The sequence below is a fragment of the Kineococcus radiotolerans SRS30216 = ATCC BAA-149 genome (genome assembly GCF_000017305.1).
GTDB classification, from domain to species: domain Bacteria; phylum Actinomycetota; class Actinomycetes; order Actinomycetales; family Kineococcaceae; genus Kineococcus; species Kineococcus radiotolerans.
Window position 1 is genome coordinate 975,227 of sequence record NC_009664.2, and the last position, 24,624, is coordinate 999,850.

At 75.4% G+C, this 24,624-nt stretch carries 24 protein-coding genes and 1 tRNA gene; 4 read left to right on the forward strand and 21 right to left on the reverse strand.

The window, feature by feature from the left end:
• Window positions 1-12: 12 nt before the first annotated feature.
• The 18 genes from KRAD_RS04755 to argS form a co-directional block, all read right to left on the reverse strand.
• Window positions 13-843: a F0F1 ATP synthase subunit delta gene (locus tag KRAD_RS04755; protein WP_012084389.1), complete on the reverse strand. Its 831-nt coding sequence runs from the start codon at window positions 841-843 to the stop codon at window positions 13-15.
• Window positions 840-1,406, reverse strand: coding sequence for a F0F1 ATP synthase subunit B (locus KRAD_RS04760; protein WP_012084390.1), 567 nt, complete (start codon window positions 1,404-1,406; stop codon window positions 840-842). The genes KRAD_RS04755 and KRAD_RS04760 overlap by 4 nt, the downstream gene beginning before the upstream one ends.
• Window positions 1,407-1,452: 46 nt before the next feature.
• Complete coding sequence (gene atpE, locus KRAD_RS04765) at window positions 1,453-1,677, reverse strand: ATP synthase F0 subunit C (RefSeq protein WP_012084391.1); 225 nt, start codon at window positions 1,675-1,677, stop codon at window positions 1,453-1,455.
• A 64-nt stretch (window positions 1,678-1,741) separates the two neighbouring features.
• Complete coding sequence (gene atpB, locus KRAD_RS04770) at window positions 1,742-2,530, reverse strand: F0F1 ATP synthase subunit A (RefSeq protein WP_012084392.1); 789 nt, start codon at window positions 2,528-2,530, stop codon at window positions 1,742-1,744.
• Between the two features lie 88 nt (window positions 2,531-2,618).
• Window positions 2,619-2,849 carry a hypothetical protein gene (locus KRAD_RS04775; protein ID WP_012084393.1) on the reverse strand — a complete coding sequence of 77 codons (231 nt, stop codon included), beginning with the start codon at window positions 2,847-2,849 and terminating at the stop codon, window positions 2,619-2,621.
• Window positions 2,846-3,283 carry a Cg1360 family ATP-synthase-associated protein gene (locus tag KRAD_RS04780; RefSeq protein ID WP_012084394.1) on the reverse strand — a complete coding sequence of 146 codons (438 nt, stop codon included), beginning with the start codon at window positions 3,281-3,283 and terminating at the stop codon, window positions 2,846-2,848. The genes KRAD_RS04775 and KRAD_RS04780 overlap by 4 nt, the downstream gene beginning before the upstream one ends.
• Window positions 3,284-3,428: 145 nt before the next feature.
• Window positions 3,429-4,613, reverse strand: coding sequence for an MraY family glycosyltransferase (locus tag KRAD_RS04785; RefSeq protein WP_012084395.1), 1,185 nt, complete (start codon window positions 4,611-4,613; stop codon window positions 3,429-3,431).
• Window positions 4,610-5,335, reverse strand: a complete 726-nt coding sequence (locus KRAD_RS04790; RefSeq protein WP_012084396.1) for an L-threonylcarbamoyladenylate synthase — start codon at window positions 5,333-5,335, stop codon at window positions 4,610-4,612. The genes KRAD_RS04785 and KRAD_RS04790 overlap by 4 nt, the downstream gene beginning before the upstream one ends.
• A 67-nt stretch (window positions 5,336-5,402) precedes the next feature.
• Window positions 5,403-6,260, reverse strand: coding sequence for a peptide chain release factor N(5)-glutamine methyltransferase (gene prmC / locus KRAD_RS04795; protein ID WP_012084397.1), 858 nt, complete (start codon window positions 6,258-6,260; stop codon window positions 5,403-5,405).
• Window positions 6,261-6,294: 34 nt separating this feature from the next.
• Entirely contained in the window at window positions 6,295-7,563 is a 1,269-nt protein-coding gene (locus KRAD_RS04800; protein WP_085956120.1) for a serine hydrolase domain-containing protein, read from the reverse strand.
• Window positions 7,564-7,614: 51 nt separating this feature from the next.
• Window positions 7,615-8,682, reverse strand: coding sequence for a peptide chain release factor 1 (prfA, locus tag KRAD_RS04805; RefSeq protein WP_012084399.1), 1,068 nt, complete (start codon window positions 8,680-8,682; stop codon window positions 7,615-7,617).
• A gap of 90 nt (window positions 8,683-8,772) precedes the next feature.
• A complete protein-coding gene (rpmE, locus tag KRAD_RS04810) occupies window positions 8,773-8,991 on the reverse strand; it encodes a 50S ribosomal protein L31 (RefSeq protein ID WP_041291904.1) in 219 nt (72 codons plus the stop codon).
• A gap of 148 nt (window positions 8,992-9,139) precedes the next feature.
• Complete coding sequence (gene rho, locus KRAD_RS04815) at window positions 9,140-11,230, reverse strand: transcription termination factor Rho (RefSeq protein ID WP_012084401.1); 2,091 nt, start codon at window positions 11,228-11,230, stop codon at window positions 9,140-9,142.
• 399 nt (window positions 11,231-11,629) lie between these two features.
• Entirely contained in the window at window positions 11,630-12,616 is a 987-nt protein-coding gene (gene thrB, locus KRAD_RS04820; RefSeq protein ID WP_012084402.1) for a homoserine kinase, read from the reverse strand.
• Window positions 12,613-13,704, reverse strand: a complete 1,092-nt coding sequence (gene thrC, locus KRAD_RS04825; protein WP_012084403.1) for a threonine synthase — start codon at window positions 13,702-13,704, stop codon at window positions 12,613-12,615. Before thrC ends, thrB begins: the two co-directional genes overlap by 4 nt.
• Complete coding sequence (locus tag KRAD_RS04830) at window positions 13,704-15,014, reverse strand: homoserine dehydrogenase (RefSeq protein ID WP_041291905.1); 1,311 nt, start codon at window positions 15,012-15,014, stop codon at window positions 13,704-13,706. Before KRAD_RS04830 ends, thrC begins: the two co-directional genes overlap by 1 nt.
• A 59-nt stretch (window positions 15,015-15,073) precedes the next feature.
• Window positions 15,074-16,465 (reverse strand): diaminopimelate decarboxylase, encoded by a 1,392-nt coding sequence (lysA, locus tag KRAD_RS04835; protein WP_012084405.1) that lies wholly within the window; start codon window positions 16,463-16,465, stop codon window positions 15,074-15,076.
• 14 nt (window positions 16,466-16,479) lie between these two features.
• On the reverse strand, window positions 16,480-18,144 hold the full coding sequence (gene argS, locus KRAD_RS04840) for an arginine--tRNA ligase (RefSeq protein WP_012084406.1): 1,665 nt from the start codon (window positions 18,142-18,144) through the stop codon (window positions 16,480-16,482).
• A gap of 127 nt (window positions 18,145-18,271) precedes the next feature.
• On the opposite strand from argS, the gene KRAD_RS04845 reads away from it, so the two are divergent.
• The 3 genes from KRAD_RS04845 to KRAD_RS04855 all read left to right on the forward strand — a co-directional run bounded on the left by KRAD_RS04845 (window position 18,272) and on the right by KRAD_RS04855 (window position 19,878).
• Window positions 18,272-18,343: transfer RNA gene (locus KRAD_RS04845), tRNA-Arg, on the forward strand.
• Between the two features lie 88 nt (window positions 18,344-18,431).
• Entirely contained in the window at window positions 18,432-19,118 is a 687-nt protein-coding gene (locus KRAD_RS23945) for a DUF1345 domain-containing protein (RefSeq protein ID WP_012084407.1), read from the forward strand.
• Between the two features lie 67 nt (window positions 19,119-19,185).
• A complete protein-coding gene (locus KRAD_RS04855; protein ID WP_012084408.1) occupies window positions 19,186-19,878 on the forward strand; it encodes a SprT-like domain-containing protein in 693 nt (230 codons plus the stop codon).
• A 7-nt stretch (window positions 19,879-19,885) separates the two neighbouring features.
• Here the strand turns inward: KRAD_RS04855 and KRAD_RS04860 are convergent, their stop codons facing one another.
• Window positions 19,886-20,377, reverse strand: coding sequence for a glutathione peroxidase (locus KRAD_RS04860; protein ID WP_012084409.1), 492 nt, complete (start codon window positions 20,375-20,377; stop codon window positions 19,886-19,888).
• 33 nt (window positions 20,378-20,410) lie between these two features.
• Window positions 20,411-21,568, reverse strand: a complete 1,158-nt coding sequence (locus tag KRAD_RS04865; RefSeq protein ID WP_012084410.1) for an NAD(P)-binding domain-containing protein — start codon at window positions 21,566-21,568, stop codon at window positions 20,411-20,413.
• A gap of 52 nt (window positions 21,569-21,620) precedes the next feature.
• Here KRAD_RS04865 and KRAD_RS04870 point away from each other — a divergent pair, with 52 nt between their 5' ends.
• Window positions 21,621-22,121, forward strand: coding sequence for a phosphoribosyltransferase (locus KRAD_RS04870; protein WP_012084411.1), 501 nt, complete (start codon window positions 21,621-21,623; stop codon window positions 22,119-22,121).
• Here the strand turns inward: KRAD_RS04870 and hrpB are convergent.
• Window positions 22,113-24,623: an ATP-dependent helicase HrpB gene (hrpB, locus tag KRAD_RS04875; RefSeq protein WP_012084412.1), complete on the reverse strand. Its 2,511-nt coding sequence runs from the start codon at window positions 24,621-24,623 to the stop codon at window positions 22,113-22,115. The genes KRAD_RS04870 and hrpB overlap by 9 nt on opposite strands.
• Window position 24,624 lies beyond the last annotated feature (1 nt).

Here is a 24,624-nt window from a genome sequence, read left to right on the forward strand (position 1 = left end):
TGGCCGAGGGCTTCAGCCGGCGAGCCGGCGGCGGGCCTCGTCCAACCGGGTCGAGATCGACCCGTCGATGACGTCGTCGCCGACGCTGACGCGCAGGCCCCCCACCAGGTGGGGGTCGACGTCGAGGTTGACGCGGATGGCGCGCCCGTACTGGCGCGACAGCGTGGCGGCGAGCCGCTCGCGCTGGGCGTCGGTCAGCGGGGTCGCCGAGACGACGTGGGCCACGAGCTGCTCACGGCGCTTGGCCACGACCTCGACCCACTCCTCCAGCAGCCGCTCGGCCCGCATCCCCCGCGAGGAGGAGGCGGCGCGACGCGCCAGCTGGACGGTCTCGGGCGAGGCCTTGCCCAGCAGCAGCCGGGCGGCCAGGGACGCGCGGTTGGCGTCGGGGGCGGTGCGGTCGGCCAGCGCGTCCCGCAGCGCGGGGCTGCCCGCGACGGTCCGCGCGAACCGGAAGAGCTCGTCCTCCAGCGCGTCCAGGTGCCCCGACCTCTCGGCCTGGGTGACGACCGCGACGACGGCGAGCCGCTCGGTGGCGTCGGACAGGTCGCGACCGGCCGCCCAGCGGGCCGAGGCCAGCGCGACGACGGTCTCGAGGGCCGCCGGGGTGATCCGCCCGGACAGCGTGCGGCGGACGAACTCCGCCTTGGCCGCCCCCGAGCGGGAGGGGTCGGTCAGCGCCCGGCGCAGGCCGACCGAGGAGTCGAGCAGGCTGGTGACGGCGAAGAGGTCCTCCCCCGTCTTGCCCGCGTCGGCCCCCTCGGCCGACAGCTGCACGTCGAGCACCTGCTGCGCGGCGGCGAGGCTCGCCTTCGCGACGCCGGCGTCGAGCTCTCCGCTCATCGGGAGGACGCTCCCGACTCGCTGCGCTCGAGGTCGGCGAGGAACCGGTCCACGACACCGCTCTGACGAGCGGAGTCCTGCAGCGACTCACCCACGATGCGGCCGGCGAGGTCGGTCGCGAGACGGCCGACCTCCGCGCGCAGCTGCGCCGTGGCCTGGACGCGCTCGGCCTCGATGGTCGCGCGCGCCGCGGTGGTGATGCGCTCGGACTCGGCCTGCGCCTGCTCCCGCATCTCGGCGAGGATCTGCGCACCCTGCTGGCGCGCCTCCTCGCGGATGCGGTTGGCCTCGCCGCGGGCGTCCGCGAGCTGGGCCTTGTACTGCTCGAGGGCGACCTGGGCTTCCGCCTGGGCCTTCTCCGCCTTCTCGACGTTGCCCTCGATGGCCGCGCGCCGCTCCTCGTACATCGCTTCGAGGCGGGGGACGACCTTCTTCGCGATCACCGCGTAGATGATGATCGCGAAGATGATGCCGACGATCAGCTCGCCGAGGTGCGGCAGGATCGGGTAGGTCGGGTTCCCCTCGACCTCTTCACCGGCTGCGGCGAAGGCTGCTACGAGCACGTTTCCTCCTTCGGGCTCAGGGCAACGGTCAGTTCAGCTGGGCTGATCAGCCGTTGGGGTTGGTACCCGAGAAGACGAAGGCGAGGGCGATGCCGAAGATGGCGAGCGCTTCCGCGAGGACGAACCCGAGGATGGCGATGCTCTGGAGCATGCCGCGGGCTTCGGGCTGACGGGCGGCGCCGTTGATGTAGGCCGCGAAGATCAGGCCGATGCCGATGCCCGGGCCGATGGCGGAGAGACCGTAACCGACGATGGCGAGGGAGCCGTACATGGTCCTCTGTCATTCCTTTCGTTGCCGGTGCGCGCGCCGCGCCCCGGGTTCTGGGTGGGGCGGTTCAGTGCTCGTCAGCGAGGGCGCTGGCGATGAAGGTGGCGGCGAGCATCGTGTAGACGTACGCCTGGAGGAACTCGACGAAGAGTTCGAAGAGGGTGAGGACGAAGGCCATGGCGATCGTCGGGACGCCGACGAGCTTCAGCCCGAAGCCGCCGTGCAGGAACATGTACTCCGCGCCGGTGATGAACAGCACGAGGATGAGGTGGCCGGCGAACATGTTGCCGAAGAGCCGCAGCGTGATCGTCACCGGCTGGATGACGACGATCGAGAGCACCTCGAGCAGGAAGACCAGCGGCACGATCGGCTTGGGCAGGCCGTGGGGCACGACACCGGCGAAGTAGGCCGCGAAGCCCTTCTTGCGGATACCGACCGTGTGGTAGACGAGGTACAGGATGATCGTCAGGGCCAGCGGGAAGGCGATGCGGCCCATCGTCGGGTACTGGATCGGCGGGATGACGCCGAACAGGTTGTTGACGAGGATCACCGAGAAGAAGGTGAAGAGCAGCGGGACGAACTTGCGGAAGTCCTTGCTGCCGATGATGTCGCGGGCGATGCTGTTGCGGACGAAGCCGTAGGCGGCCTCGACCACCATCTGCTTCTTGCCCGGGACCACCGCGAGCCGCTTGGTCCCGGCCAGCAGCAGCCAGAGGATCAGCACAGCGGACAGCGCGAAGACGATGGCCGGGCGCGTGATCGCGAACGGGCCGCTCCCGATCAGGGGCTGCCAGAACATCTCCGCGTCGGGCGCGGTGTACCCGTGCTCCGCGGCAGCCAGCAGGGGCAGGCTCACGTCAACTCCTCCGTGCGAACTTCATCGTGGGTACGGGGCCGGAGTGCCGGCCGCGTGGCCCCCTGAACAGTGGTCGGGCGTCTCGCGGTCAGTGCGTACCGTACCGGAGCCACACGTAGTACAAGGTCAACGCCTTGCCGACGACCAGGCCGATCCCCACGATGAAGCGGGTCCCGAGCAGGTGGTCGACGCCCCAGCCCGCCATGGCGCCCATGAAGGCCCCGGCGATGAGGTACGAGGTGATGCTCCAGGCGACCTTCTCGGTCAGCCCGTTGCCGATGTCGCTGGACGCGTCGTTCGACGGCCGGTCGAGGATCACTTCTGCGCCTCGTCCGTCATGAAGATCGGGATGCGCAGCTTCATGAACCCGCGCAGCTCGGCCGCCAGCCAGAAGACGGCCGTGATGATGACCGTGAACCCGAGGGCGGGACCGGAGATCCCGTCCACCCGGGTCAGCAGCACCATCGCCACGCCGAGCAGCACGACCTTGACCGAGTAGACGACCATCGCGGTCATCATGATCAGGTGGGGCCGGGCGCGGGTGACCTTGCGCATCACGACCAGCCGGGCCCCGAAGAACCCGACGACGATCGCTCCGCCGATCAGGGCCGAGAGGCCCGCGGCCGTCCCCTGCCAGATCCACGCGACGGCGACGCACACCAGGGCGACAGCGCCCGACACCGCGGAGGCGCGGCGGAGCAGGATGCCGAAGGCCTCGGCGGCCTGGACTCCTGCGTCGGTGCTGGTGCTCACGGGTTCTTCTCTCGTCGTCGGCGGGTCGTCCGGCGGGACAGGCTCATCGGCGGCAACCCCGGGCGCGTGGAACGTTCCGGGGAGACTTCGTGAAAGCTATCACGAGCGGACGGGTCTCCTACGTCGCGTCGTGGACGGGCGCCGCTCACGTGCGCGACGTCTCGGAGCGCGAGGGCACGACGGCGCCGCGCACCGGTCCGTCCTCCCCCGCCACCGCGGCCACGGGCTCCGCCACCGGCCGGTTCCGCCGCCAGTACAGCGGCAGGAACGTCACCGCCAGCACCACGCACCCCGCGGCGGAGGCCACCGCGAAGGCCTGGGTCAGGGGCAGGAACGCCGAGGAGGCCACCCCGAAGCTGAGGAACGCCGCCCAGGAGTACATGACGAGCACCGCGACGCGGTGGGAGTGACCCATCTGGAGCAACCGGTGGTGCAGGTGCTTCTTGTCGGGGTGCCAGAAGGCCTTGCCGGCGCGGGTGCGGCGCACCACGGCGAGCACCATGTCGCTGAAGGGCACGAGCAGGACCGCGATGGGCAGCAGCAGGGGGAAGAACGCGGGGGCGATCTGCTCGTCCGCCACCGTCTCCGGGTCCACGGTGCTGGTGGCGGCGATGGTCGAGCTGGCCATGAGCAGCCCGAGCAGCATCGACCCGGAGTCGCCCATGAAGATGCGGGCCGGGTGGAAGTTGTGCGGGAGGAACCCCAGGCACACCCCGACCGTGATCGCGGCGATGAGCGTGGCCAGGGAGGAGAAGTCGTCGGGGACGCTGCCGCGCTGCAGAGCGTAGGAGTAGCCGAAGAAGGCGATGGAGCCGATGCCCACGATGCCGGCGGCCAGCCCGTCGAGGCCGTCGACGAAGTTCACCGCGTTCACCGAGACCAGCACCACGAGGATCGTGATGACCATCATGGTGCGGCCCGAGAGCAGGGTGACCCCACCGATGGGCAGCTGCAGCAGGCTCACGCCCTGCCAGCCCATGATCCCCGCGGCCAGCACCTGACCGGCGAGCTTGGTGACGGCGTCGAGCTGGACGATGTCGTCGGCGACCCCGACGGCACAGACCACCGCGGCGCCGACCAGCACCCACAGCGGGCCGGGGTCGGTGTCGAAGACGCGGGAGAGGAAGGGGACCTGGCTCGCCACCACGAGCGCGGCGACCATCCCGCAGAGCATCGCCACCCCGCCCATGCGCGGGACGGGCACCGAGTGCACGTCCCGGTCGCGCAGCGGGGTGATCGCGCCGACGCGCTGGGCGAGGCGCCGCACCAGGGGGGTCGTCAGGTACGTGACGGCCGCGGCCACCACGATGACGAGCAGGTAGGCCCTCATCCGCTCGCGGCCCCTGACCTCTCGGCCCCGCCCTCGACCCCGGCCTCGGCGGTCGGCTCCTCGACGGCCGGTTCCTCGAGCTCGACCCAGCCCGCGGGCACCGCGGCCCGCAGCTCGGCCTCGCTGATCGCCCCCACCCGCAGGACGCGCAGCGGGCCGTCGGAGGCGTCGACGATGGTGGAGGGGGCGCCCTTCGTGCTCGGCCCGCCGTCGAGGTAGACCCGCACCGACTCCCCCAGCTGCTCCACGGCCTCGCCGACGACCGTCGCGGCCGGGCGGCCGGAGAGGTTCGCGCTGGAGACGGCCATCGGGCCGGTGCGCCGCAGCAGCTCCAGCGCGACCGGGTGCAGCGGCATCCGCAGCGCGACCGTGCCGTTCGTCTCCCCCAGGTCCCAGGTCAGCGACGGCTGGGCCCGGCAGACGATGGTCAGCGCCCCGGGCCAGAAGGCGTCGATGAGCTCGCGGACCGCGAACGGGATCGAGGACGCGAGCCCGTCGATGGTCCGGGTCTCCGGCACCAGGACCGGCGGCGGCATGTCGCGCCCGCGCCCCTTCGCCTCCAGGAGCCGCTTGACGGCGGCGGGGTTGAACGCGTCCGCACCGATGCCGTAGACGGTGTCGGTGGGCAGCACGACCACCTCACCGCGCTTGACGGCGTTGTGCGCTGCGGACAGACCGCGCTCGCGGATGACGGGGTCGGCGCAATCGAACGGGGGCCTCACGGGCACGAGTGTCCCACCCGCCGCGCCCGGCCGGAGGAGGCCGTCGTCCTCGGCGGGTCACCCGCCCTCAGGCGCGGCGCGCGCTGGTGGAGCGGGGGCGCCCGGTGAGGTCGCGGTGGCTCTCCACGCCCGTCCAGGCGGGCCCGGCGAACAGGGCGCGCGCCGAGCGCTCCTGCACCTCCGCGTGCTCCACCACGACGTACCCGCCGGGGACGAGCAGCCGCGCGGCGGCGGCCACGACCCGCCGGGGCACCAGCAGGCCGTCGTCGCCGAGGCCGTAGAGCGCCACCTCCGGGTCGTGCAGGGCCACCTCGGGGTCGAGGGGGACCGCGCCGGGCGGGACGTAGGGCGGGTTGCTCACGACGACGTCGACCCGGCCGTCGAGGTCGGCGAACGCGGTGCCGGCGTCGCCCTCGCGCAGGTCCACGCGGGGGGCGATCGCGTCGACGTTGCGCCGGGCCCAGGCGTGCGCCATCGGGTCCAGCTCCACGGCGTGCACCGCGGCCCGCGGGACCTCGGTCGCGACGGCGAGGGCGATGGCCCCGGAGCCGGTGCACAGGTCCACGACGGTCGGGAACCGCCCGGCGGCCACCAGCCGCTGCGCCTCGTCGACGGCCAGCTGCGCCACCGTCTCGGTCTCCGGGCGCGGGACGAAGACCCCCGGGCCGACGTGCAGCTCCAGGGCCCGGAAGCCCGCCCGGCCGGTGAGGTGCTGGAGGGGGACGCGCTGCTCGCGCTCGGCGAGCAGGCCCCAGAAGGTCCCGGGCTCGACGTCCTCGCGCAGCGCGACCAGCACCGCGAGGCGGGAGCGCTCGACGCCCAGGGCGTGGGCGAGCAGGACCTCGGCGTCCGCGCGGGCCGAGGCGACGCCGGCGGTGGCCAGCCGCTGCTCGGCCTCGCGCAGCAGTGCCCGCACGTCGCTCACCCGGTGCTCCCCACCCCCCGACCCTACGGGGCCCTCAGAGCGCGAACCCCAGCAGCCGCAGCGCCACCGCCTGGGTGTCCGGGGCGGCGGACCCGCTGGGCGAGGTGACCGCGACCCAGCGTCCGGTGGCCGGTTCCGCCCAGACGGAGGACTGCACCCCGTAGGTGGCGCCGTTGTACCCGAGCACCGTGCGGCCGTCGAGGTCGGCGACCAGCCACCCCCACCCCGCGCGAGCCCCGTCGGCGTCGACGACGGGTTCCAGGGCGCGCGCCCCCGGCAGCCGCCCGCTCGCCGCGGCCGCCGCGAGCCGCCCGAGGTCCCCGGCGGTGGAGTAGACCCCGGTGCCGGCCGGGGCGCTGCCCGCGGAGAGCCACGGGGTGGTCGGGCGCCCGTCCGGGCCCAGCTCCACGGCCCGGTCCGCCGGGAGCTCGCCGGGGACGGCCGCGGTCCGCGTCATCCCCAGCGGGACGAGGACGCGCTCGGCGAGCAGCTGCGGGTACGGCACCCCGGCGCGCACGGCCAGGGCCTGCCCCAGCAGGGCGAAGCCCAGGTTGGAGTAGGCGTACTCGCCCCGGGGCGTGCGCAGGGGGGTCCAGGCCGCGTCGGTGAGCAGGGAGTCGGGGGTGTCCCACGCGTAGGGGTTGCCGTAGGTGGAGGCGGTGACGAGGTTGCGCAGCTGCGCCCGGGTGCTGAGCCGGGGCAACCCGGAGGTGTGGGTCGCCAGCTCGGCCAGGGTCGTGGCGGCCAGCTCCGGGGGCAGGTCCCGGTCGGGGTGGACCTCGGCCAGCGTGGTCCCGGGGCTCACCTCACCCCGCTCGACGGCGTCGGCGAGCAGCAGGCCGGTCATCGCCTTGGTGACGGACCCGATCTCCTGCGGGGTGGCGGCGGTGAGGGGGCGCCCCGGCGCGGCCGTGCCGATCGCCGCCCGCGCCGACGTCGAGGCGTCGCCCGCGGCGACGGCGAACCCCTGCCCGGCGAGGTCGCCGACCGCGGCGCGCAGCCGCTGCGCCAGGGCGGGGTCCCCCGTGCTGTCGGCGGAGGGGGTGGGCGGGGCGGCGGGCGCGAAGGCGCCCAGGCTCAGGACGAGCGCCGCCGCGAGGGCGACGAGCAGCGGGGGCCTGGACCTCGCGGGGAGGGCGGTGGACGGCGTGCGGGACAACGTGATCACCTCGGTCCGGCGGCGGCGAGCAGGGTCACGAGCGGGACGACGCGCCGGCGGGACCTCGTGGCGGCCCCGGCCGTGCGGCACCGCGCGCAGCCGCCGCGGCTGCAGCGCCGCGACCCGCTCCCGAGGACGTCCCACCGCTCCTCGCCCCCCCCCCGCGGAGCCTACGCACTCCGCGGTCGGCGCGCCTCAGACGGAGGTGGCGGCGAGCTGGGCGGCCTCGTCGGCGTCGATGGCGGACTGGATCACGGGATCGAGGTCACCGTCGAGGACGGTGTCGAGGTTGTACGCCTTGAACCCCGTCCGGTGGTCGGCGATGCGGTTCTCGCCGTAGTTGTAGGTCCGGACGCGCTCGGAGCGGTCCACGGTGCGGACCTGGGAGCGGCGGGCCGCGGAGGCCTGCGCGTCGGCGGCCTCCTGGGCCAGGGCGTGCAGCCGCGCCCGCAGGATGCGCATCGCCTGCTCGCGGTTCTGCAGCTGCGACTTCTCGTTCTGGCAGGTGGCGACGACCCCGGTGGGCAGGTGCGTGATGCGCACCGCCGAGTCGGTCGTGTTGACGCTCTGACCGCCGGGCCCGGAGGAGCGGAAGACGTCGACGCGCAGGTCGTTGGGGTCGACGGCGACCTCCACCTCCTCGGCCTCGGGGACGACGAGCACCCCCACGGCGGAGGTGTGCACGCGCCCCTGCGACTCGGTGACGGGCACCCGCTGGACGCGGTGCACCCCGCCCTCGTACTTCAGCCGGTGCCACACCCCCTCGGCCGCGGCGCCGCGGGTCTTCACCGCCACCGACACGTCCTTGTACCCGCCGAGGTCACTGGGGTTGGCGTCGAGGACCTCGGTCACCCAGCCGTGGCGCTCGGCGTAGCGCAGGTACATCCGCAGCAGGTCCCCCGCGAAGAGGGCCGACTCCTCCCCGCCCTCGCCGGCCTTGATCTCGAGGATCACGTCGCGGGAGTCGTCGGGGTCGCGGGGCAGCAGCAGGCGGCGCAGCTTCTCCCCCGCCTCCTCGGCGGCCCGCTGCAGGGCGGGCAGCTCCGCGGCGAAGGCGGCGTCCTCGGCGGCCAGCTCGCGCGCTGCCTCGGCGTCGTCCGCGGCCGCGCGCCACGCGGCGTGGGCCACGACCACCGCCCCCAGCTCGGCGTAGCGGCGGCCCAGCGTGCGGGCCAGCGCCGCGTCGGCGTGCACCGCGGGGTCGGCCAGGCGCCGCTCCAGCTCGGCGTGCTCGTCGAGCAGCGGGGTGACGGCCTCGAACACGGGGTCTCCTGGGGGTGGAGGGGGCGGGAACGCGACAGCGCCGGCCCCTCCGCGTCTCGTGGACGCGGTGGGACCGGCGCTGCGGGAGTGCTACTTGGCGTCGGTCTTCTTGCCGTAGCGCTGCTGGAAGCGGGCGACGCGGCCGCCGGTGTCCAGGATCTTCTGCTTGCCCGTGTAGAACGGGTGGCAGGCGCTGCACACGTCGGCGCGGAGCTGGCCGCTCTTCTCGGTGCTGCGGGTGGTGAACGTCGATCCACAGGTGCAGGTGACCGTGGTCTCGACGTACTCCGGGTGGATTCCGGCCTTCATGGTGATCTCCTCTAGGCGCGTGATCGGCACCGGGTCGCCTCCCCCGCCAGGGGGGTCGTGCGTGGCGTGAGCCGGTACCTGCGGTCGAAGCAGTCTCCCACAGGAGCCGCTGAGTACTTGAACCCAGCGGCTCCCCGGGAGATTCCCGTCAGTCCTTGTTGACCAGCGGGGTGCTGGACTGGACCTGCTGCAGGAACTCGAGGTTGCTGCGGGTCTTCTTGAGCCGGTCCAGCAGCAGCTCGATGGAGGCCTGCGCGTCGAGCGCGGTGACGACGCGACGCAGCTTCCAGACCGTCGCCAGCTCCTCGCGGGACATGAGGATCTCCTCGCGGCGGGTGCCGGAGGCCGGCACGTCGACCGCGGGGAAGATGCGCTTGTCCGCCAGCTGGCGCGACAGCCGCACCTCCATGTTCCCGGTGCCCTTGAACTCCTCGAAGATGACCTCGTCGGCCTTCGAGCCGGTCTCCACCAGGGCGGAGGCCAGGATCGTCAGCGAGCCGCCGTTCTCGACGTTGCGGGCGGCGCCGAAGAAGCGCTTCGGCGGGTACAGCGCCGAGGCGTCGACACCGCCGGAGAGGATCCGGCCGCTGGCGGGCGCCGAGATGTTGTAGGCGCGCGAGAGGCGGGTCAGGGAGTCCAGCAGCACGACGACGTCGTTGCCGAGCTCCACGAGGCGCTTGGCCCGCTCGATGGCGAGCTCGGCGACCGCGGTGTGGTCGGCGGCGGGGCGGTCGAAGGTGGAGGCGATGACCTCACCCTTGATCGTCCGCTGCATGTCGGTGACCTCTTCGGGCCGCTCGTCGACCAGGACGACCATGAGGTGGCACTCGGGGTTGTTGGTCGTGATGGCGTTGGCGATGGCCTGCATGACCATCGTCTTGCCGGCCTTCGGCGGCGCGACGATCAGACCGCGCTGCCCCTTCCCCAGCGGCGACATCAGGTCGATGATGCGCGTCGTCAGGACGTTGGGCTCGGTCTCCAGCCGCAGGCGCTCCTGCGGGTAGAGCGGCGTCAGCTTGGTGAAGTCCGGGCGGTTGCGCGCCTGCTCCGGCGCGGCGCCGTTGACGGTGTCGACGCGGACGAGGGCGTTGAACTTCGCCCGCGCCCCGGTCTGCTCGCCCTCGCGGGGCTGGCGCACCGCACCGGTCACCGCGTCGCCCGGGCGCAGGTGGTTCTTCTTCACCTGGCCGAGGGAGACGTACACGTCGTTCGCGCCGGCGAGGTAGCCGGAGGTGCGGATGAACGCGTAGTTGTCGAGCACGTCGAGGATCCCGGCGACGGGCAGCAGGACGTCGTCCTCGTTGACCTGCTCGTCGATCTCGGGGGCACCGGCGCCCTCGCGCCCGCCCCGGCGGCCCTTGCGGTCGCGGTAGCGGTTGCGGCGGCCGCGACGGCCCCCGCGCTCGTCGTCGTCGTCGAAGCCCACCGCGGGGCCGGCGCTCGCCGCGGCCTGGGGACGCTCCTCGACGCGCTCGGAGCGCTCCACCGGCCGCTCGGCGCGGTCGGCGCGGGGTTCGCGCGGCTCGCGGTTCTCCCCGCGGCCCTCGGACCGGGTGCGCTCGGGGCGCCCCTCGCCCTCGGCGGGCGGGTTCTCGGTGCGGCGGGGCATGTTCGGCAGCTCGACCTGCTGGTCGGGCTCGCGCACCCGGTCGCGACGGGCGCGCTCCCGGCGGGAGAGGCGCGGGGTGCCGTCCTGCGCGTCGGGACGCTCCGCACGCTCGGGACGCTCCGCGCGCTCGGAGCGGGCGCCCACGAAGTCGTCGAGGGTGGGCTCGCTGCGCGGGGCGGGGGTCTCGGCCACCGGCTGGGCCGGGACCTCGACGGTGAACTGCTCACCGGCGGGCGGGGCCGCGGGCGGGGCTCCGGCGGAGGAGCCGGCGCGGCGCGAGCGGGTCCGCGGGGCGGAGGTGCTCACGGCGGTCTCGGCCGCCGACCCGGCGGGCGTGGACTCGTTCAGCGCCGAGACCGGGGCGATCTCCCCGGTCACCGGGGCGGGAGCCGCGGCGGTGGGGGCGTCGGCGGCCTCGGGGCGGCCGGTGCGCTGCGGGGCGCCGGACTGCTGCTCGCGGATGGCCGCGAGCAGGTCCACCTTGCGCATGCGCCCGGTGCCGGAGATGCCGAGCTCCGTGGCGAGCGCCTGCAGCTGGGGCAGGCGCAGGGCGGAGAGGCTGCCGGTGCGGCGCGCGGGCGCCTCGGCGGTCGCGCCGTCGGTGGCAGCGATGTCGGTGGTGTCGGTCACGAAGGTCCTTCCCCCTCGTCGGAGCGACTGACCTGCAGAGCCGGCCGAACCGGGTCCGGGGTGTCGCGGTGACTGCCCGATCGGGCAGGAATGGGAATCCACGGTCGCGCGGAGGGGCGCACATCAGACGTGGAGACGCGCTCGAGAGCAGGAAGGGAGCGTGCTGCAGAAGAACCACGAAGGGTACGACTGCGGCGCCCTGCCCGTGAGTGCTGCCTAAGACTCTAACACCCGAGCGCACGGGGAGGTTCCACGTCCCCCGTTCGGCCTCCGCGGCGGGTCGCGCCCCGTCCCGGGGACGCCGGCGCGGCGGGGAACCACCCCGGTGTCCCGCAACACCTCTCGACCGGACGCGGACCGGTGCACCGGTCCGCGCGTCAGCCGTGCGTCAGCGGCGCGTCAGTCGGTGCGCCACTGCACCCCGCGGTGGTGCACCGGGCGGTCGTGCACCTCCCACCCGCCGAGGACCCCCGCGATCCGCTCCACCTCGGGCACGCGCTCCGCCGTGGTGAGGACCAGCGCGCTCGGGCCGGCCCCGGACACCACGGCCGCGAGACCCGCGGCGCGCAGGTCGGCCAGCAGCTGCGCGGTGCGCGGCATCGCGGGCGCGCGCTGGGCCTGGTGCAGCCGCTCCTCCGTGGCGTCGAGCAGCAGCGCCGGGGCGGAGGTGAGGGCGTGCACCAGCAGACCGGCGCGACCGGCGGTCAGCGCGGCGTCGGCGTGCGGGACGGTCGCGGGCAGCAGCGCCCGGGCCCGCGACGTCGCGAGCTCCTCGGCCGGGACGCACACCACGGCGCGCACGTGGGGGTGGACGGGCAGGCGCACCGAGGAGACGGTGTCGGGGCGGGTCGGGTCCTCGCCCCGGCTCCAGGCGATGGTGAAGCCGCCGTGGACGGCGGGAGCGGCGTTGTCCGGGTGCCCCTCGCGGCGCGTGGACTCGGTCAGCAGCCGTTGCCGGGTCTGCTCGTCGGTCTCCTCGACGACCCCGGCCGCCCGCAGCAGCGCCCGCGCGGCGGCCAGCCCGGCGACGATGGCCGACGCCGAGGAACCCAGACCCCGACCGTGCGGGATGACGTTGCGGCACACCAGGTCCAGCCCGGGGACGGAGAACCCGGAGGCCGCCAGCTCCTCGAGCAGGACCCGGGCCACGAGGTGGCGCCCGTCGGTGGGCAGGGCCGCGGCGCCGTGCCCCTCGACCCGCACGCGCACCCCCCCGGGGCCGACCTCGGCCCGGACCTCGTCGCACAGGTCCAGGGCGAGGCCGAAGGCGTCGAAGCCGGGACCGAGGTTGGCGCTGGTGGCGGGCACCCGCACGACCACCGCCGTCCCGAGGGCCAGCGGGGTGAGCGTGCCCGTCGGCCCGGGGACCGCCACGGGCGCGCTCACACGTCCAGGCCGATGGCCCGGGCGATGGTCACCGCGTCGGGCTGGACGCGGACCGGCTGCACGGCGTGCCGACGCCCGTCGGCCCCCTCGCCGGCGAGCTCGAGGGCCCACTGCGGGTCCTTGAGGCCGTGCCCGGTGACGGTGATGACGATGGTCTGGTCCGGCTCGACCTCGCCGGCCTCGCAGGCGGCGAGCAGCCCCGCGACCCCGGCGGCGGAGGCCGGTTCGACGAAGACGCCCTCCCGGGCCGAGAGCCAGCGGTGGGCGGCCAGGATCTGCTCGTCGGTCACGGCGTCGATGCGCCCGCCGGAGGTGTCGCGCGCGGTCGTGGCCCCGGTCCAGGACGCGGGGTGACCGATCCGGATGGCGGTGGCGATCGTCTCCGGCTCGTCGACGGGGTGGCCCTTGACGATGGGCGCGGCCCCGGCGGCCTGGAAGCCCCACATCTTCGGGGTCTTCGTCGCGATGCCGTCCGCGGCGTACTCGGTGTAGCCCTTCCAGTACGCGGTGATGTTGCCGGCGTTGCCGACGGGCAGGGCGTGGATGTCGGGGGCGTCGCCGAGGACGTCGACGACCTCGAAGGCGCCGGTCTTCTGCCCCTCGATGCGGTACGGGTTGACCGAGTTCACCAGCTCGACGGGGTAGGCCTCGGCCAGCTTGCGGGCCTGGTTCAGGCAGTCGTCGAAGTTGCCGTCGACCTGCAGCAGCGTCGCGCCGTGGGCGACGGCCTGGGACAGCTTGCCCATGGCGATCTTGCCGTCGGGCACGAGGACGGCGCAGCGGATCCCCGCGGCGACGGCGTAGGCCGCGGCCGAGGCCGAGGTGTTGCCGGTGGAGGCGCAGACGACGACCTCGGCCCCCAGCTCCTTGGCCCGGGTCATGGCCATCGTCATGCCGCGGTCCTTGAACGACCCGGTGGGGTTGCAGCCCTCGACCTTGAGGAACACCCGGCCCCTCGCCTTCTCGGAGAGGGCGTGCGCGGGCACCAGCGGGGTCCCGCCCTCCCCCAGGGTCACCACCGGGGTCGTCGCGGTCACGGGCAGCCGGTCCCGGTACTCCTCGATGAGACCCCGCCACACGTGCGCCATCAGGCGTCCCCTCCCTCGACCCGCAGCACACCGGCCACCGAGTCCACGATCTCCAGGTCTTCCAGTTCCTCCACCGTCGCCGCGAGGGCGGCGTCGGTCGCGCTGTGGGTCACGACGACGAGCACGGCGCGGCCGGCCCCGTCCCCGGTGGTGACCTGGCGCTGCTGCACGGCCTCGATGGAGACGCCGTGCTGGGCGAACACCCCGGCCACCTGGGCCAGGACACCGGGCTTGTCCGCGACGTCGAGGCGCACGTGGTACCGCGTCACCGTCTCCGCCATGGGCTGCACCGCGAGCTGCGCGTAGGCGGACTCCCCCGGCCCCCGGCCGCCCACGACCTTGTGCCGGGCGACCGCGACGACGTCGCCCATGACCGCGCTCGCCGTGGGCTGGCCCCCGGCGCCGGGGCCGTAGAACATGAGCTGCCCGGCGGACTCCGCCTCGACGTAGACGGCGTTGAACGCCCCCCGCACGCCGGCGAGCTGGTGGGCGCGCGGCAGCATCGCCGGGTGCACGCGCACCGAGACGGTCTCGTCGCCGGCCGCGTCGACGCCCCGCTCGCAGATCGCGAGCAGCTTCACCACGCAGCCCTGCAGCTGCGCGGCGCGCACGTCGGCGGCGCTCACCTCGGTGATGCCCTCGCGGTGGACGTCGTCGAGGCTGACGCGGGTGTGGAAGGCCAGCGAGGCCAGGATCGCGGCCTTGGCCGCGGCGTCGAAGCCCTCGACGTCGGCCGTCGGGTCGGCCTCGGCGTACCCCAGGGCCTGGGCCTGCTCGACGGCCTCGGCGAACCCCATGCCGGTGGTGTCCATCTGGTCCAGGACGTAGTTCGTCGTCCCGTTGACGATGCCCAGGACGCGGGTGACGCGGTCGCCGGCCAGGGACTCCTTCAGGGGGCGCAGCAGCGGGATCGCCCCGGCGACCGACGCCTCGTAGTAGAGGTCCACGCCGTTCTCCGCCGCGGCCTCGTACAGCGTCGGGCCGTCGGCGGCGAGCAGCGCCTTGTTGGCCGTGACGACCGAGGCGCCGTGCGCGAACGCCCGCAGGACGAGCGAGCGGGCCGGCTCGATGCCCCCGATGACCTCGACGACGACGTCGGCGCGGGTCACGAGCTCCTCGGCGTCGGTCGTGAACAGCGAGGGGTCCACGGGGAGGTCGCGGTCGCGGCCGAGGCGGCGCACCGCGATCCCCACGAGCTCCAGCGGCGCCCCCACCCGCGACGCGAGCTCACCGGACTGCGTCGTCAGCAGCCGCGCGACCTCGGTGCCCACGACACCGCACCCGAGCAGCGCGACCTTCACCGGCTCCACCGCAAGCGTCCCCTCAGTTGGTCCAGCACGATCGGCCCCCACCCTCTCACCCGCGGGGGTCACCCCGCGTCGAGGGCGAGCAGGTCCTCGGGGGTCTCGCGACGCACCAGCACCGTGGCGGAACCGTCGCGCACCGCGACCACCCCCGGCCGCGGCAGCTGGTTGTAGTTGCTGGCCATGCTGCGGCAGTACGCGCCCGTCCCCGGGACCGCGAGCAGGTCGCCACCCCCGAGGTCCTCGGGCAGGAACTCGTCGCGCACGACGACGTCACCGCTCTCGCAGTGCTTGCCGACCACCCGGGAGAGCACCCCCGGCGCGGTGGAGGCGCGCGAGGCGACGGTCGCGGAGTAGTCGGCGCCGTAGAGGGCGGTGCGGATGTTGTCGCTCATGCCGCCGTCGACGGACACGTAGCGCCGGCGCGTCCCCCCGTCGAGCTCGACCTCCTTGGTCGTGCCCACCTCGTAGAGGGTGAACGTGCTCGGCGCGGCGATGGCCCGGCCCGGCTCGACCGAGACCCGGGGCACGGCGATGCCCTGGACGAGGCACTCGCGGGCCACGATCTCCGCCAGCCGGCCGGCGATCTCGGTGGGGGCCAGCGGCGCGTCCTCGGAGGTGTAGGCCACGCCGTACCCGCCGCCGAGGTCGAGCTCGGGCAGCTCCACGCCGTGGTCGCGCTCGACCTTGTGGTGCAGCTCCAGCAGGCGGCGCGCGGAGACCTCGAACCCGCCCAGGTCGAAGATCTGCGACCCGATGTGGCTGTGCAGCCCCAGCAGGCGCAGCTCCGGGCGGGCCAGGATCCTCGCGACGGCGGCCTCGGCCTGCCCCGAGGCCAGCGACACCCCGAACTTCTGGTCCTCGTGGGCGGTCGCGATGTACTGGTGGGTGTGGGCCTCCACGCCCACCGTGACGCGCAGCATCACGGGGGCGACGACCCCGCGCTCGCGCGCCAGGTCGGCGATCACGTCGATCTCGGCCGGGGAGTCCACGACGATGCGCCCCACCCCGACCTCCAGGGCCCTGACGATCTCCCGGCGGGACTTGTTGTTGCCGTGCAGCGCGATCCGGGCCGGCGGCACCCCGCCGCGCAGGCCGAGCTCGAGCTCTCCGGCCGAGGCGGTGTCCAGGTGCAGCCCGTCCGCGGCGATCCAGCGCGTCACCCCGGTGGCGGTGAACGCCTTGGACGCGTAGTAGACGTCGGCCCCGCCGCAGAGGTCGGCGAAGGCGTCCGCGAAGGCGTCGCGGAAGGCCACGGCGCGGGTGCGGAAGTCCAGCTCGTCCACGACGAAGAGCGGGGTGCCGTACGTCGCGGCCAGGTCGGCGACGGCGACCCCGCCGACGTGCAGCGCCCCCGCCGCGTCACGCCCGACGGTGCGCGCCCACAGCTGCGGCAGCAGTTCGTTGACGTCGGCCGGCGGCTTCAGCCAGGCCGGCACGACGGCGATGTTCGCCACTCAGAACCCCTCCGTCACATCCGGTCCGGGGACGAGACGCCGAGCAGGCCCAGCCCGTTGGCCAGCACCTGCCGCGTCGCGTCGTTGAGCCACAACCGGGTGCGGTGCACGTCGGTGACCTCTTCGCCCGCGCGCGGGGTGACCCGGCACGCGTCGTAGAACTTGTGGAACCTGCCCGCGAGCTCCTCGAGGTAGCGCGCGACCCGGTGCGGTTCGCGCAGCTCGCCGGCGCGGGCGACCACGGCGGGGAACTCCGCCAGCGCGGCCAGCAGCAGCGACTCGGTCTCCTCGGTCAGCAGCGAGGGGTCGAAGGCGTCCTCGCGGCGCACCCCCGCCGCGGCCGCGTTGACCGCGACGTTGGCCGTGCGGGCGTGGGCGTACTGGACGTAGAAGACCGGGTTGTCGTTGCTGCGCCGGGTGAGCAGGTCCAGGTCGATGTCGATGCTGGAGTCCACGCTGGAGCGCACCAGGGAGTACCGCGCGGCGTCGACGCCGACGGCCTCGACGAGGTCCTCCATGGTGACGACGGTGCCGGCGCGCTTGCTCATCCGGACGGGGACGCCGTCCTTGAGCAGGTTCACCATCTGGCCGATGAGGATCTCGAGGTTGACCCCGGGGGTGTCGCCGAAGGCGGCGCACATCGCCATCATCCGCGGCACGTACCCGTGGTGGTCGGCCCCCAGCATCAGCACGCACCGGTCGAAACCGCGCTCGCGCTTGTCGAGGTAGTAGGCCAGGTCCCCGGAGATGTAGGCCGGGTGGCCGTCGCTCTTGATGACGACGCGGTCCTTGTCGTCGCCGAAGTCGCTGGTGCGCAGCCAGGTCGCGCCGTCGGCCTCGTAGATCCGGCCCAGGTCGCGCAGCTTCTGCACCGCGCGCCCGACCGCGCCGGAGGTGTGCAGGGAGTCCTCGTGGAAGTAGACGTCGAACTCGACGCCGAACTCCGCCAGGCTCTGGCGGATCTCGGCGAACATCAGCTCGACGCCCTCGCGGCGGAAGACCTCCTGCTGCTCCTCGCGGGGCAGGTCGAGCAGCCCGGGGGCCTCCGCGAGGACCGCGGCGGCGATGTCGGTGACGTAGTCGCCGCCGTAGCCGTCCTCGGGGGCGGGCTCGTCGTTGGCCCGCGCCAGCAGCGACCGGGCGAAGCGGTCGATCTGGGCGCCGTGGTCGTTGAAGTAGTACTCGCGGGTCACCGTGGCGCCGGCCGCCTCCAGGACCCGGGCCAGGGAGTCCCCGACGGCGGCCCAGCGGGTGCCGCCGAGGTGGATGGGGCCGGTGGGGTTCGCCGAGACGAACTCGAGGTTGATCCTCTCCCCCGTGGGGGTGGCGGAGCGTCCGAAGGCCGGCCCGGCCTCGACGACGCTGCGGGCGAGCTCACCGGCGGCGGCCGCGTCGAGGGTGACGTTGAGGAAGCCCGGTCCGGCGATGTCGACGGCCCGCACGCCCTCGACCTCGAGCAGGCGCCGCTGCACCAGCGCCGCGACCTCGCGCGGGGGCAGCCCGGCCTTCTTGGCCAGCTGCAGCGCGACGCTGGTCGCCCAGTCGCCGTGGTCGCGGTTCTTGGGGCGCTCCACGCGGACCTCGGCCGGGACGTCGGCGGGGTCGAGGGTCAGCTCGCCGGCGGCCACGGCGGCGGTCAGGGCGTCCCTCAGGGCGGCGGAGAGCTCGGCGGGGGTCACGGGGGTCCAGCCTACCGGCGACCGGGCCCCTCCCCGTCCCGAGCCGGCGCACCCGTCCGGAGCAGGGGCGGGGCGGGGTGGTGGGGAGGACCCCGCGGGCGCTGGTAGTGTCTGCGTCGCACCGCGAGCCCCCGTAGCTCAGCGGATAGAGCATCGGCCTCCGGAGCCGTGTGCGCAGGTTCGAGTCCTGCCGGGGGCACCGCAGGAAGGGCGACGCACGGACCGTGCGTCGCCCTTCGTCGTCTCCGGGCTCCCGCGAGGCCGCCCGGTGTCGTTACCGTCCGGGCATGGCCACGGTCCCGCCGCCGGCCCGGCGCCCCCTCCCCCGCGCGCTGTCGACCGAGGCGAACCGCTTCTGGCTGGCCTTCGGCGCGGCCACCGTCCCGGCGCTGCTGTGCCAGCTCCTCCTCCTCGACCTCGGACCCGCGTGGTCGAACTTCACCGTGCTGGTCGTCTGGTACGGCGCGCACCTCGTCCTGCACTCCCTGGCCGTGGCGGTCGCCTTCCACCTCGACTTCGCCACGGCCCGGCGCGAGCCCCCGTCCGCCGACCGGTCCTGGCGGCGCCGCCTGCTGCACGTCGACCCGAACGTCGACCTCGCCGTCTGGTTCTCGGCGTTCGCCCTGGCCGCGGCGGTGGCGCTGGCGGCCACCGGCGTCAGCGCGCGCTCGGCCGTCCTGGCCGCGGGCACCGTCGTGCTCGTGGTCGGGGCCTGGGTCGACGTCCTCGTGAGCTACGCCGCGGACTACGCCCGGCGCGACCACCGGGCCGGCGGCCTGGACTTCCCCGGCGAGCGGCCCGGGGCGTTCTCGGACTACGTGTACTTCTCCGCGGCCGTGACCACGACCTTCGGACCGACCGACGTCACCGTGACGACGCGCGAGCTGCGCCGGCTCGTGCTGCTGCACGGCCTGGTCGCCTTCGTCTTCAACACCGTCGTCCTGGCGCTGCTGATCTCCACGCTGCTGGGCTGAGGGGCCGGGTCGGGTCGTGTCGGGGCCGTGTGGTGGAGTGCGCGCCGGTCTCGGGAGGGGAGGCGCGGTGGACGCGGGGGAAGCGGTGGCGATGGCCGAGGGCCTCCTCGCCGAGCACGGGCTGGCGGGGTGGGCGGTGGTGCTCGACCGCGCGAGGACGCGGGCGGGGGTGTGCCGGGCGGACCGGCGCGAGATCGGGCTGAGCGGGCCGCTGACGGCGCTGCACTCGCCCGCGGAGGTCCGCGACACCGTGCTGCACGAGATCGCGCACGCCCTCGTGGGACCGGCGCACGGCCACGACGCGGTGTGGCGGGCGACGGCCCTGCGCATCGGCTGCTCCGGGGAGCGGACGTCCTCCGCCGCCCGCCCCGAAGGGCCCTGGGCGGGGACCTGCCCCGCCGGTCACCGCACGACGCGGCACCGGCGGCCGGTGCGGGTGGTGGCCTGCGGCCGGTGCGGGAGGTCCTTCGACGCGGCGAACGTGCTGCGCTGGACCCACCGGGACCAGGACGTGCCGCTGGAGGCGATGACGCCCGCCTACCAGCGGGAGTGGGCCCGCCTGCGCTCGGCGCCCGCGGCCACCCCCGTGCCCGTGCCCGCGCCCGACCTCCCGGTGGGCACCGTGGTCCGGGTCGGCGGGACGGGCCGGTTCGCCGGGGCCACCGGGCGGGTCGTGCGCCGCGGGCGCACCCGCTACCGCGTCCAGGTCGGGGAGCGGCTGCTCACCATCCCCTTCGCGCTGGCCCTCCCGCAGCCCTGAGCCGCGTTCAGGCCGGCAGCCGGGCCTCGATCGCCGCGCGCAGGGCCGGGTCCTGCGGGGTCGTGCGCGTGCGGAAGCGGGCGACGACCTCCCCGGCGGGGGAGACGAGGAACTTCTCGAAGTTCCAGGCCACGTCCCCGGCGGTGCCGTCGGCGTCCGGGGTGGCGGTGAGCGCGCCGTACAGCGGGTGCCGGCCCGGGCCGTTCACCTCGACCTTGGCCGTCATCGGGAAGGTCGTGCCCCAGGTCGCGGAGCAGTACTCGGCGATCTCCTCCTCCGTCCCCGGCTCCTGCCCCCCGAACTGGTCGCAGGGCACGCCCAGCACCGTGAAGCCGCGCTCGCCGTACTCCTCCTGCAGCTCCTGCAGACCCGCGTACTGCGGGGTGGAGCCGCACCGGGAGGCGACGTTGACGACGAGGACGGCGCGGCCGGTGAGCTGCGCGGGGTCGAGCGGGCCACCGGTGAGCGCGGTGAGCGGGACGTCGAGGGGGGAGGTCACGCACGGAACGTACCCGCCCCGCGGCGGTGCGGCTCAGCGGCCGGCGAGGACCTCGCGGACGGCCTCGCGGGCGGCCCGGCCCGCCCCGATCGTGCTGGCCGAGGGCCCGTACCCGAGCAGGTGCAGCCGGGGTTCGCGCACGGCGCGGGTGCCCTCGACGAGGATGCCGCCCCCGCGCTCGCGCAGCCGCAGCGGGCGCAGGTGGTCCACCGCGGGCCGGAACCCCGTCGCCCAGAGCAGGACGTCCGCCTCCTGCGCGGACCCGTCGGCCCAGACGACGCCGTCGGGGACGACGCGCGCGAACGCGGGGTGACGCTTGAGGACCCCGCTCTCGCGCAGGGCGGCCACCGCCGGGGTCAGCGGCAGCCCCGTGGCCGAGACGACCGAGCCGGGCGGCTCCCCGGCCGCGACCCGGCGGGCGACCACCTCGACGGCCGCGCGGCGCGCCTCCACGCCGAAGTCCTCGCGGAAGTCCGGTTCCCGGCGGGTGACCCAGGTGGTGGCGATCCCGAGCCCGGCGAGGTCCTCCAGGTGCTGCACGGCGGAGATCCCGCCGCCGACGACCACGACGTGCCGCCCCAGGAACTCCTCCGGACCGCGGTAGTCGGCGGTGTGCAGCTGGCGCCCGCGGAAGGAGTCCCGTCCGGGGTAGGAGGGCCAGAACGGCTTCGTCCAGGTGCCGGTCGCGTTGACGACGGCGCGGGCGGCGAAGGTGCCGGCGGTGGAGTCCACGAGCAGGCGGGCCCCGGCGGACCGGACCTCCTCCACCGCGACCGGCCGCAGGACCGGCCACCCCAGGCGCCGCTCGTACTCGGCGAAGTAGGCGGGCACGACCTCGCGGGCCGGGGCGGCCGGGTCGACCGCCCCGAGGGGGAAGCCGGGCAGGTCGTGGACCCCGTTGACCCGGTCCATGCGCAGGCCGGGCCAGCGGTGCCGCCACGCCCCGCCGGGCTCCTCGCCGGCGTCGAGGACGACGTAGCCCCGCCCGGGGGACAGACCGGCGCGGTCGAGGAAGTGGGCGGCGGCCAGCCCGCCCTGGCCGGCGCCGACCACCACCACGTCGACCGCGTGCAGCCGGCGCTCCGGCGCGGGCAGGGCGGGGCTCACCGCGCGCCCCGCGCGCGTCGCGTCGCCCGACCGGTCGTCACAGTCAGTGATCGTATGCGCCAGGCCGGGTTCCGTGCTCGGCATCGGCCCGTCCCGGCCCGCCCGCGGGCGGGGGGAGGTCCACTAGCCTCCCCCGGTGACGTCCGACGCCCCCGCCCGCGAGGTCCTGACCTGGTCGCTGTTCGGGGAGGCCGTGCGCGACCTCGCCTCCGCCATCGCCGCGGCCGGCCACCGCCCCGAGGTGGTCCTCGGCATCGCCCGGGGCGGCCTGCCGCTGGCCGCGGGCCTCGCCTACGCCCTGGACGTGAAGGAGACCGCGACGATCAACGTCGAGTTCTACACCGGGGTGGACACCCGGCTGCCCGAACCCGTCGTGCTGCCCCCCTCGGTGGACCTCACCGAGCTCGCCGGGCGCGACGTCCTCGTCGTCGACGACGTCGCCGACACCGGCCGCACCCTGGCCGTGGTCCTGCGGATGTGCCGCGAGGTCGGCGTCCGGGCCCGCTCGGTCGTCGTCTACCGCAAGCCGGGGACCCGGCTGGCCCCGGACCACGCCTGGCGCGAGACCGACCGCTGGATCGAGTTCCCCTGGTCGGCGCAGGGCCCCGTCCCCGAGGTGGAGCGGCCCTCAGCCTGAGCGGCGGGCGGTCCGCGCGGTCGGGACGGCGGTCAGCGGGTCCTCCGGCCAGGGGTGGCGGGGGTAGCGACCGCGCATCTCCCCCCGCACCGCGGGGTACGCGCCGCGCCAGAAGGACTCCAGGTCCGCGGTGACCGCCAGCGGGCGCCCCGCGGGCGAGAGCAGGTGCAGCACGACGGGGACCCGGCCCTCCACCAGGCGCGGGGTGGCCCGCCACCCGAAGGCCTCCTGGAGCTTCAGCGCGAGCACGGGCGCGGCGGGGTCGGCGTAGTCCACGCGCACCGAGCGCCCCGTGGGCACCGGCAGGTCCACCGGGGCGAGCTCGTCGAGGCGCCCGGCCTGCGGCCAGGGCAGCAGCGCCCGCAGCGCGGCGAGGACGTCGATGCGGCTCAGGTCCCGGCGCGAGCGCACTCCCGCCAGCTGCGCCCCCAGCCAGCGCGGCAGCGTCGCCAGCAGCTGCTCGTCGCCCAGGTCCGGCCACGGGTCGCCCAGCGCGGCGCGGCAGCACGCCACCCGCGCGCGCAGCGACGCCGCCGCGGCCCCGAGGGACAGCACCCCCAGCCCCTCCCGGCGGATCCCCTCGGCGACCGCGGCCGCGACCAGGTCCGCCGGCGGGTGCGGCAGGGGCCGCACCGACAGCTCCACCGCGCCCACCGCCTCGACCCGGCGGGCCGCGACGTCCCCGTCGCGCCAGCGCACCTCGTCGCGCACCTCGACCCCGACCAGCGAGCGGGCGAGGTCCTCCGTCAGCGGGGCCGCCGAGCGCACCCGCCCCGCGGCCCTCCCCGGGGCGCGGTCGGCGACCGCGACGGCCAGCCACGTCGCCCCCCGCAGGCCGCTGGCGGGGGCGAGCTCGACCCCCGCGCCCCCCGTCGTGGCGTAGGCGGACCCCTCCCCGCCCCGGCGGCGCGCCACCCGCTCGGGGTGGGCGAGGGCGACGACCGTCCCCGCCGCCAGGTCCCGGGGCAGCTGCGCGTCCCCGCCCCCGCCCCCGGCCCCGGTCCCGCCCCCGAGGGAGGAGCGCAGCCTCGCCACCTCGCGGCGCCAGGTGGGGTCGCCGGTGGCCGCGGCCGAGCGCCACGCGGCGACGAGGTCGTCCCCGCCGCGCAGCAGCCCGTCCTCGGACAGCAGCGCCACCACCTCGGCGGCGGTGCGCGGCCCCACCCGCTCCGCGCCCTCCAGCAGGGCCCGCGCCAGCCGGGGGTGCAGGCCCACCTCGGCCATCCGCCGCCCCAGCGGGGTGACCGCCCCTCCCGCCAGCGCGCCCAGCCGGTGCAGGGCCTCGCGGGCGGCGGCCAGCGGCCCCGGCGGCGGGGCGTCCAGCAGCGGCAGCGAGTCCGCCTCCCCCCACCCCGCGCTGAGCAGGGCGAAGCCGGTGAGGTCGGCGGTGGCGATCTCCGGAGGGGTGTGGGGCAGCAGCAGGCCGTGCTCGGCCGCGGACCAGGCCCGCAGCACCGTCCCGGGGGCCTCGCGCGCGGCGCGGCCGGCCCGCTGGTCCGCGGAGGCCCGCGAGACCCGCACGGTGTCCAGCCCGCCGAACCCGCGGGCGTGGTCCAGGCGCGGGACGCGGGAGAGCCCCGCGTCGACGACGGTGCGGACCCCGGGGACCGTCAGGCTGGACTCCGCGACGGCGCTGGCCAGCACGACCCGCCGGCGCGCGCCGGGCCGCAGCGCGGCGTCCTGCTCGGCCCCCGAACGCCGCCCGTGCAGCTCGACGAGGTCCACGTCCGCGGCGGAGGCGCTGCGCCGCAACCGGTCCCCCACGGAGCGGATCTCCCCGGCCCCGGGCAGGAAGGTCAGCACGTCCCCCGGGCGCTCGGCGAGCGCCCGCCCCACCAGCGCCCCGACGTGGTCCAGCAGCGCGGGGTCCACGCGCAGGCCCTCCGGGGGCCGGACCGGGCGCGGCGGGGGGCACCAGAGCACCTCCAGCGGGTGGACGGGGGCGGTCGCGGTGACGACCGGCCCCCCGAGCAGGCCCGCCAGCCGGGGGACGTCGAGGGTGGCGGAGGCGGCCACCAGCCACAGGTCCTCGCGCAGCAGCTCCCGCGACTGCAGGGCGAAGGCCAGGGCGAGGTCGGCGTCGAGCTGGCGCTCGTGGACCTCGTCGAGCAGGACGGTGGCGACCCCGGGCAGCTCGGGGTCGCGCAGCATGCGCCGCAGCAGCAGCCCGGTGGTGACGACCTCGACGCGGGTGCCGGCGGAGACGCGCCGCTCGCCGCGGACGGCGTAGCCCACGCTCGCCCCGACGGGTTCACCGAGCAGGGCGGCCATCCGCGCGGCGGCGGCGCGGGTGGCGACCCGGCGCGGTTCGGCGACGACGACGCGGCCGGGGCGGGCGTCGGCGAGGGCGAGGGGGACGAGGGTCGTCTTGCCCGTCCCCGGCGGGGCCTGCAGCACCGCCGTCCCGTGCGGGCGCAGGGCCGCGAGGAGCTCGGGGAGGATCTCGACGACGGGCAGCCCCTCGAGCAGGTGGCGGTCGATCGAGGGGAGGAGGGGCGGCACC